This window comes from Candidatus Doudnabacteria bacterium, from assembly GCA_037200925.1.
In the GTDB taxonomy this organism is placed as follows: Bacteria; Patescibacteriota; Doudnabacteria; order UBA920; family O2-02-FULL-48-8; genus JBDTSL01.
This window is the reverse complement of the sequence record JBBCGO010000001.1, coordinates 348,347-357,144: the sequence shown is the minus strand read 5'-3', so window position 1 is coordinate 357,144 and position 8,798 is coordinate 348,347. Positions and strand designations below refer to the sequence as shown.

The 8,798-nt window shown below is 47.8% G+C and carries 14 protein-coding genes; 10 read left to right on the top strand and 4 right to left on the bottom strand.

The window, feature by feature from the left end; genetic code table 11:
• Positions 1-106: 106 nt before the first annotated feature.
• The 4 genes from WDN47_02125 to WDN47_02110 form a co-directional block, all read right to left on the bottom strand.
• The gene (locus WDN47_02125; protein MEJ0021361.1) at positions 107-325 is read right to left on the bottom strand and encodes a hypothetical protein; all 219 of its coding nucleotides are present in this window, start codon (positions 323-325) and stop codon (positions 107-109) included.
• An 18-nt stretch (positions 326-343) separates the two neighbouring features.
• Positions 344-634, bottom strand: a complete 291-nt coding sequence (locus WDN47_02120) for a hypothetical protein (protein ID MEJ0021360.1) — start codon at positions 632-634, stop codon at positions 344-346.
• A 475-nt stretch (positions 635-1,109) separates the two neighbouring features.
• A complete protein-coding gene (locus WDN47_02115) occupies positions 1,110-1,502 on the bottom strand; it encodes a hypothetical protein (GenBank protein MEJ0021359.1) in 393 nt (130 codons plus the stop codon).
• Between the two features lie 41 nt (positions 1,503-1,543).
• Positions 1,544-1,858, bottom strand: coding sequence for a hypothetical protein (locus WDN47_02110; GenBank protein ID MEJ0021358.1), 315 nt, complete (start codon positions 1,856-1,858; stop codon positions 1,544-1,546).
• Between the two features lie 226 nt (positions 1,859-2,084).
• On the opposite strand from WDN47_02110, the gene tuf reads away from it, so the two are divergent.
• The 10 genes from tuf to WDN47_02060 all read left to right on the top strand — a co-directional run bounded on the left by tuf (position 2,085) and on the right by WDN47_02060 (position 8,788).
• Positions 2,085-3,272 (top strand): elongation factor Tu, encoded by a 1,188-nt coding sequence (tuf, locus tag WDN47_02105; protein ID MEJ0021357.1) that lies wholly within the window; start codon positions 2,085-2,087, stop codon positions 3,270-3,272.
• A 56-nt stretch (positions 3,273-3,328) separates the two neighbouring features.
• Complete coding sequence (locus WDN47_02100) at positions 3,329-3,877, top strand: hypothetical protein (protein ID MEJ0021356.1); 549 nt, start codon at positions 3,329-3,331, stop codon at positions 3,875-3,877.
• A gap of 75 nt (positions 3,878-3,952) precedes the next feature.
• Entirely contained in the window at positions 3,953-4,279 is a 327-nt protein-coding gene (rpsJ, locus tag WDN47_02095; protein MEJ0021355.1) for a 30S ribosomal protein S10, read from the top strand.
• Positions 4,280-4,393: 114 nt separating this feature from the next.
• Positions 4,394-4,999 carry a 50S ribosomal protein L3 gene (gene rplC / locus WDN47_02090; protein MEJ0021354.1) on the top strand — a complete coding sequence of 202 codons (606 nt, stop codon included), beginning with the start codon at positions 4,394-4,396 and terminating at the stop codon, positions 4,997-4,999.
• A 58-nt stretch (positions 5,000-5,057) separates the two neighbouring features.
• Positions 5,058-5,651 carry a glycerophosphodiester phosphodiesterase gene (locus WDN47_02085; protein MEJ0021353.1) on the top strand — a complete coding sequence of 198 codons (594 nt, stop codon included), beginning with the start codon at positions 5,058-5,060 and terminating at the stop codon, positions 5,649-5,651.
• Between the two features lies 1 nt (position 5,652).
• Positions 5,653-6,294 (top strand): 50S ribosomal protein L4, encoded by a 642-nt coding sequence (rplD, locus tag WDN47_02080; GenBank protein MEJ0021352.1) that lies wholly within the window; start codon positions 5,653-5,655, stop codon positions 6,292-6,294.
• Between the two features lie 4 nt (positions 6,295-6,298).
• Complete coding sequence (rplW, locus tag WDN47_02075; GenBank protein ID MEJ0021351.1) at positions 6,299-6,721, top strand: 50S ribosomal protein L23; 423 nt, start codon at positions 6,299-6,301, stop codon at positions 6,719-6,721.
• A 1-nt stretch (position 6,722) separates the two neighbouring features.
• Positions 6,723-7,553 (top strand): 50S ribosomal protein L2, encoded by an 831-nt coding sequence (gene rplB / locus WDN47_02070; protein MEJ0021350.1) that lies wholly within the window; start codon positions 6,723-6,725, stop codon positions 7,551-7,553.
• A 4-nt stretch (positions 7,554-7,557) separates the two neighbouring features.
• Positions 7,558-8,199, top strand: coding sequence for a hypothetical protein (locus tag WDN47_02065; GenBank protein ID MEJ0021349.1), 642 nt, complete (start codon positions 7,558-7,560; stop codon positions 8,197-8,199).
• Position 8,200: 1 nt separating this feature from the next.
• Positions 8,201-8,788: a hypothetical protein gene (locus WDN47_02060; GenBank protein ID MEJ0021348.1), complete on the top strand. Its 588-nt coding sequence runs from the start codon at positions 8,201-8,203 to the stop codon at positions 8,786-8,788.
• Positions 8,789-8,798: the final 10 nt, after the last annotated feature.

Here is an 8,798-nt window from a genome sequence, read left to right as displayed (position 1 = left end):
TCTTTGTCCACATCAGTGAGCCATCCGGCCCAGTAGGCCAAGCGCACGATGAAGCGGTCGAATCGGGACGGGTAGTACACGGAGTTTTCCTCCTCGCGGCAGGTCGTCAGTTGCGAGCGACCATGTGCATGATCCGGCTTATTGATCTGAAGATATCAGGCCACCAGACAACCACAACAACGATCGCAAGCAGAACCAGCTTACCGTTCCTGACTTTTTTGCGATAGTTCTGTTCGAGTTCGAACTTGGCGGCGAAATGCTCCGGGTTCGACTGTTGAGCCTGCCGCAGACCGATTGAGCGTTCTGAGCGGGTCAGTCTGTTCATGTCTCCTCCGGATAATCATTAGTCCACGGCCGCGCGCCAGGCTTCCGGATCAATAGGCCGTGCCATCTGCTTGGTGTAAGCCAGACCGTTCGGTTGCCAATCAAGATCCAGCTTCCAGAAACTGGCTTCGTTGACAATCCCATCGGCATTTATTGAGACGCGGATCTCGTTGTTTGGTCCGAGCTTCACATCCGCGACCGTGGCTCCCTCGGGCAGGTCGATCTCGATCTTTTTCCTAAACCGCCTGATCAGAGGAAGCGTTTGGATTTGTTGCGTCACCCTTATCGAAAGGTTGAGCTCGATCTTCATTCGGTCCTCCTATGATGGAATCAAACGGCCAAGCGTGCGTTTTCTTGTCTGCGATGCCCAGAGCCATTTTGTTCCACCTGTCGTTTTCAGGCGAAAGGGTCAGCATCCTCACAGGCGCGTCGTAGATGCTTTTGTCCGGCCGCACAATGCAAAAATTTACCTGATTGAGATACAACGCTATATCCTCGGCTTCCCTTTGGGTATGGTAGCGAGCCACGGATATGAGCGGAGTAAGTTCGAATATTACGGCTCGTCCGTTGTCAAAGTTCCACGTACCTTTGCAAACATCAGGCCCCCAAGTTCCTAGATACCAGTCTTTTCTGCCGGGCATCAAAGCACGCAGTCTTCGGAAGAGTCCTATCATGTATTTCACATCCTCCTCCTTGTTTGGCCTCCAGTATATCATTTTTTTGTATAAAAAAAGAACCCGCAGCAGCATTTAGCTTGGGCGGGCGGGGCAGCTGATCTTGGCAGATCATCGCTGTTGTTTGGAAAGAACCTTGATCCACTGACCGACCATTTCAGCTTCGATCTGGGCCTCACGGATTTGTACCAGGAGCTGGGCTCGCGGCAACTCTTTCATTACCTCGCGGGCGCTCTTGGCCAACTCCCGGCACAGTTCCTGTTCGTCGGCCAGGAATTGAACTACTTTCGGCAGATGCCCCGTGTTCAAATATTTCAGGGCATTTTTGTCTTGGACCAGAAAAATTTGAGCCAAGAGCTTATCGCCTTTTCGCCGAGCTGCCTTTGTATGCAACTTGATCCTGGCTCTCACATATTCTTCGACCTCTTTGATCACAAAGCTAAGTTTGTCGTCTTGCTTGTTTCGGGCCAGCCGGTTCACCCGCGGTCGTATGTTCTTGGGCAATTAAGCCCTCCTTTTTGACCCGATTATTCCAGAAACTTAGCTTATGACTGGATCTGTTTTTTAAGAACTCTGAGCCATTCGTCCAGCAGTTTAAACACTACTCTGTTGACCTCATCTTTTTCGATCGTGTTTAAATTTATCTTCGAGGTAATGTGACGTTGTTCCTCTAATAGACTGATTGTCCGAGAAAAAGCGCCAGCCTGCAGATGGGCGATGGCCTCATCTATCTGGGCAAGGGTTTCCTTGAATAGGTTTGCATTTTCATCCAGGCCTTGGCTCATTGTTTCAAAGATAGCGCGTTGTCTTTTCAAATATACGGTGATCGCCAGGATGGTCTCCTCAGTAGGATCAATCACAAACGTCCTCCTTATGGTTTCCTAGCATATCATTTAGGGTATTTATCCACAAGGGTTGGAGGACTTGCTAAGGCCCTCCAAATCCTATATAATCTCCAAGTGACTATAATTAAATATAGGTTTTGAGCCCTCATCCTGAACTTGGCCAAGTGTCATGGTCGAAAGATCCTTGGCTTAGGATCAGAATGATAAGCGCTTAAACCTTAATAAAATAAGGCTATTTTGTATGGCAGAGAAATTTGACCGTTCCAAACCGCATATCAACATCGGCACCATTGGCCACGTTGACCATGGCAAGACTACATTGACTGCGGCAATCACCAACGTGCTGGCCAAAACCGGCAAGGCTAAGGCCCGCGCGTATGATGATATTGATAAATCACCGGAAGAAAAGGCGCGCGGTATAACCATCAACACCACGCACGTTGAATACGAATCAGACAAGCGCCACTATGCGCACGTGGACTGTCCGGGACACGCAGATTACATCAAGAATATGATCACGGGTGCAGCCCAGATGGACGGCGCGATCTTGGTCGTGTCAGCAACTGACGGTCCCATGCCTCAGACCCGCGAACATATTTTGCTTGCCAAGCAGGTTGGCGTTCCTTACATCGTGGTTTATATGAACAAAGTGGATATGGTGGATGACAAGGAATTGCTTGATCTGGTGGAAGAAGAAATTCGCGACCTTTTGACCAAATACGGCTTTCCGGGAAAAGATACTCCTATCATCCGCGGTTCCGCGCTCAAAGCGTTGGAAGGCGACCAGTCAGAGATCGGCGAGCCTTCAATTCTGAAATTGGTAGAAGCATTGGACACTTATATCCCTGAACCGGTGCGAGAAACCGACAAGCCATATCTGATGCCGATAGAAGATATTTTTTCAATTGAAGGACGCGGCACTGTGGTCACAGGAAGAATTGAACGCGGCATAGTCAAGATCGGCGAAGAAATTGAGATCGTCGGCATCCGCCCGACCACAAAGACGGTTGTGACCGGTATTGAAATGTTCAACAAGCAATTGGAAGAAGGCCGGGCCGGCGACAATGCCGGGGTTTTGCTCCGCGGCACCAAGAAAGAAGATGTTGAACGCGGACAAGTTTTGGCCAAGCCGGGTTCTGTGACCCCTCACACTGAATTTGACGCTGAAGTCTACATTCTGACCAAGGAAGAAGGCGGCCGTCATACTCCTTTCTTCAAAGGCTACAAACCCCAATTTTATATCCGAACCACTGACGTGACCGGAGAAGTTGAACTGCCAGCAGGGCAGGAAATGGTCATGCCGGGCGACACCGTTACCTTAAAAATTAAATTGATCACACCCGTGGCCATGGAAGAGAAGATGCGTTTCGCCATCCGCGAAGGCGGACACACCGTAGGAGCCGGCGTAGTGCTCAAGATCACAAAGTAAAAAATAAAGGACTACTTGAGGAAACCCCAAGTAGTCCTTTGGTTAGGTTGGAAGTTATGAAGAAGATTCTAGTAATTACATCAGCAGTTTTGCTCCTCGCCGCGGCTTGCAACAATCAGGCGGCTGTTCAGCCCGCTCCCGCCCCGCAGCCGGTAACTCAAACTCCTGCACCAGCCCCTGCCCCCACAACTGACCCGACAGCAGGTTGGAAAACTTATACCAATGCGCAATATGGATTTGAGTTCAAGTATCCGACAAGCTTACAAATGGAAATTATGCAGCCATCCCCACTTTTTGTTTCGGGATTAAAGCTGGTCAGTGAATCAAAATCTTGTTTTGACCCGCAGAATTTGGCCTCGGCGGTTTGTATATTTTCGCTTAGTGTTGGTAATGGTACGGGAAATTTAAGCAAATTAGGGAACCCTACGCAATTGACCGTCGGCGGCAAGCAAGCGACCAGTATTTCGGACGCGAAGGAACAACTTATCTCGATTCCTTTTTCAGCTAACAATTACTTGGCGATTTCTTATGATAACAGATTTAAAAATTCCACGAACGATCAAATATTAAACTATATTCTGGCCAGTGTTAAATTTACCAAATAACATCCCTTCCGGTGTTGACAAACCCTTCGAAAATGTGTATTTTAACAAGAGCGTTAAGTAATATTTACAAACCAGATGGCGCAAGATACTGACGAGAATAAAGGCAGAATAAGGATCAAGATCCGGGCTTATGACCATAAGCTGATAGACCAGTCCGCGAAGCAGATCGTAGAAACTGCCAAGCGAACAGGCGCTGCGGTCATCGGGCCTGTTCCGCTTCCGACTGAAAAGACAAAGTATACCGTGAACCGCTCGACCTTCGTGCATAAGAATGCCCGCGAGCAGTTTGAGATGCGCATTCATAAGCGCCTGATAGATATTGCTTCTCCTACGCCGAAAACAATTGATGCATTAAGTAATCTGAATTTGCCGGCAGGAGTGGATATAGAGATCAAAATGTAAAAAATTATAATAGTGTATGTTGGATAGATCCTCCCGGAAATCGCCAACGAAGAAGAACCATTCAGGTTTCTGAAGCTTTCTGGGATCTGAATGGTTTTTCTTTAAGCCAAATTTATGTCCAAATTCATTCTCGCTGAAAAACTGAATATGTCGCAGATGTTCACGAAAGACGGCAAGGTCGTGCCCGTAACCATTCTTTTGGCAGGACCGGTCAAAGTCGTGCAGGTCAAAACCTTGGATAAAGACAAATACCAGGCCGTGCAGGTTGGGTTTGGCAAGAAGAAGAACGCAAACAAAGCAGAACTAGGGCACGGCAAAGAGGCGGGCGCATTTAAAACTTTGGCGGAATTCAGAATTTCCGAAAAAGACAGTTTTGAAAAAGGCCAGGAGATAAAAGTTGACGCGTTTGCCGTCGGCGACAAGGTGAAAGTTACGGCAGAAATGAAAGGCCGGGGATTTGCAGGACCGATCAAGCGTTACAGGTTCAAAGGCGCGCCGGCTTCCCACGGCCATGACCATCCGAGAGCCGTGGGCGCCATCGGCGGCAGGTTTCCCCAGCATGTCAGAAAAGGTTTGCATATGGCCGGACGCATGGGCGGCGTGCGGACAGTCATCAATCTGGAAGTCGTGGATGTGGACCTCAAGAGAAATCTGATAGCAGTGAAAGGAGCGGTTCCGGGCGCAAACGGCGGTATAGTCAGGATCCAGACGCAGAGTTAGTAACAACGTTGACGATCATGCGCGACAGGTTAAAAACTAAAATCAAAATTCAATATTTATGCTAATAATAGGACACAGAGGAGCGCCAAGCCTGGAACCTGAGAATACTATCCGTTCTTTTCAAAAAGCGCAGGAGCTGGGAGTGGACATGCTTGAAACCGACTTGCGCCTCAATTCCGACGGCCAGATCGTTCTGTGCCATAATTTTTTGAACAAACACAACCAGCCGGCAACCTTGGAAGAACTGCTTCGGGTCGCGAAGGTTGCGCTGAACCTGGAAGTTAAAGAGACGGGTTTTGAAACCCAGCTCGTAGAATTGCTTAAGAATTTTTCCTCTGAAGTTCTGGTTTCCTCCAAGTATCCGTCGATACTGAAGAAGATCAGAAGTTTGGATGAAAATATCAAACTCGGGCTGATACTGGGAGAGAATTTTTTTCTTCTTCCGCTCATTCCGAAGCTGGACCGCACTCTGCAGCTTTATTCCATTCATCCAAAATCGTTTTTTTGCAACAGGATCACGATCGAGTATCTGAAAAAGCTGAATAAAAAGATCTTCATCTGGACAGTAAATGACCGGGAAAGATTTGAAAAGCTTAAAGAATTTCAGATAGACGGTGTGTTTACTGATTGCCCTAATTTGATTAGGAACTAATATGGCAAAAACATCAGTCTACAACCAAACAGGCGAAAAAGTAACGGAACTGGACCTGAATCCGAAGATCTTTGGCATTGAAAAAATTGACGGTAATCTGGTCCACTCGGCTGTGCGAACGCAGAGAAATAACGCCCGCCGGTCGATCGCCCATACGAAAAACCGCGGCGAGGTAGCCGGTTCCGGCAAAAAGCCGTGGAAGCAAAAAGGCACCGGACGCGCCAGAGCCGGCTCGGTCCGTTCGCCTATTTGGCGGCACGGCGGAGTCACTTTTGGCCCGACCAGCGCCCGCAATTGGTCCTTGAAAATGAACAAGTCAGCCCAAAGAAAAGCAATGTTCAGCGTTTTGACCGACAAGGTCAATGAGCATAAGTTAGTTATCGTGGAAAGTTTTGATAATACCGCCAAATCGAAAGAACTGGCGGCAAAACTGGCGGTTGTTGCCGGCAAAGCCGAGTTCGGCAAGAAATATTTGCTGGTTCTGGCCACGCATAATAAAGACCTGGAACGGGCTGCGCGAAATCTGGAAAATGTGAAAGTCCTATACGCCGATCGGCTGAATGTTTTGGATCTTTTGAAGCATGATGTATTGGTTTTGAAAGATGCGTTGCCAATTATTGAGAAAACGTATTTAAAAGTTTAATGATATGGCGCTCTTAGACAGATTTAAAAGCAAACAAGGCAGCAAGAAAGCCCCGAAAGAGGACAATGTTTTGGATTTGGTCAAAGAACCTGTTGCAGGAAAGACCGATTCAACGCCGACTGTTTTGAAAGAAAACACGGGTCGTGCGCATCATATTCTGCATCGTTATCATTTGTCGGAAAAAACCAACCAGTTTTCCTCCATCGGCCGATATGTTTTCAAAGTAGCCAAGACCGCCAATAAGATAGAGGTCAAAAAAGCGGTTGAGGCTGTATATGACGTGCATGTCTCTGCGGTCAATATGATAAATGTTTCCGGCAAGAACCGCCGCCAAGGCAAGTCAGTGGGAAGAACCCAGGATTGGAAGAAAGCAATAGTTACTTTAAAGAGCGGAGAACGGATAGCAGGATTATCCGAAGGAGTATAATATGGCTATCAAGATTTACAAACCAACTTCACCCGGCCGCCGCATCCATTCCGTGACGGATTATTCGGTTTTGACCAAAAATTCCAAACCCGTGAAATCTTTGATGCGATCAGCCGCCCGCACCGCGGGTCGCAACAACCAGGGTAAGATCACTATCCGCCACCAGGGCGGCGGGCATAAGCAGATAAACCGCCTGATAGATTTTAAGCGCGACAAGATGGATATTCCGGCAATCGTCAAAACTTTGGAATACGATCCGGGCCGTTCGGCGTTCATTTCCCTTTTGGCTTACCGCGACGGCGAAAGACGGTACATTCTCGCACCTGACGGAGTAAAGATGGGCGAAGTTCTGGTGACTTCCGAACGCGCGGAGATCAAGCCGGGAAACCGCATGATGCTCAAACACATCCCCCTCGGCACTAATGTCCATAATGTGGAAATTTTGGGCGGGCAGGGAGGCTTGCTCGCCAGATCTGCCGGAACATATGCAATCGTCGCTGCCCAGGAGCCGGATTACACGACTCTGAAACTGCCTTCCAGCGAGCTTCGCAAAGTACCGGTCAAATCGTACGCCACGATCGGACAGGTTTCCAACACTGACTGGATGTATGTGCGGATCGGCAAGGCAGGGAGAGTCCGCCACATGGGAGTCCGGCCTTCGGTCCGCGGCAAGGCCATGAACCCGATAGACCACCCGCACGGCGGGGGCGAAGGGCATAATCCTATCGGTTTGAAATACCCGAAAACCCCGTGGGGCAAACACGCTTTGGGCGTAAAGACACGAGATAAAAAGAAATCTAATAAGTTTATAGTTAAGAGACGGGAAAAATAATTTTATGAAAAAGATTTTTGTAGCTACAATCGGAATTTTGCTACTTGCCGCGGCTTGCAACAAACAAGCGGCTGTTCAGCCTACTCCACCTCCGCCGCCACAGAGCCAGGTTTACGAAAATCAATTCATGAAAATCACGATCCCTGCCGGATGGACAGCCGCTCAGGCCGGTTCAAATTCCGCAGCGGTCAATATTACCAAGGGAAACTATATTCTTTATGTTAACACTCAGGCTTCACAAGCCAGCGGTGTTGAGGGAGGTCGTTTTGCGGAAATTGCCATGGGGGCGCCAAGCGCTGATGCTGTTGTGACCGAACAGCCAAGCCCTCCCTGCGGGACTTCAGAAAAAAATCCGGCATTTGATGACTATTCCCGAGCGGATCTGTATGTTGCCGCTGCTGACAAAAAAGATTACTGTAATGTTCCGACCAATGGTTCTACTGTTTGGTATTTTTCTTATCTGACGGACAGCAGAAATGGCTACTTCAATTATTACACAGATGATCAGCCTCCCGGTTTGGTAGTGACAATGGCTTATAATTCAAAGGACGTGAACAGTTTGCCCGTGAAGGGCAGCGCAAGTTTGAACACCGCGCTTATTGATATGACCAATATAATTAAAACATTAGAAATTAAACAAAAATAATATGAAAAAGATCCTGGCAGTTACAGCTTCAATAATATTAGTGGCCGCGGCCTGCAACCAACAAGCGGCTGTTCAACCTGCCCAAAATCAGCAAACACAACAACCGGCTCCTTCAACGGTTTCAATGGCTGATTGGCAGACGTATACGAACGCTCAATATGGATTTCAGATAATGTACCCTTCCAATTACAGCGTTTCAAAGAATGTGGTCAGCATGTTTGGCAGTACCCAGGCTCCGGCTTTTTCTTCAGCTTATTCCACGATGGATTTCCTTTTGAACAAGAATTTCGCAAACATACCAAATAAGACCAAAGTAAATGGAATTACGGCTTATGAATCCCCGGTAGTGACAGCCTCTCCAACAGGAGGGATCTCATATGAGGTTACTTTCCAGTCCAGCACCGGCGCTGCCATAGAAGTAAGGTTTATAACTTTTGACGGGAAAAATAATGATAAGATCGCTGAATTCAAACAGATAATTTCCACTTTCAAATTTACTCAATCTCAAGCAAATCAGAACAACCTTAATGGCCTAAATCCTTGTGATCCGAACATGGGCAAGCCATGTCCTCCTGACAAGAACAATTAAATCCAAATTA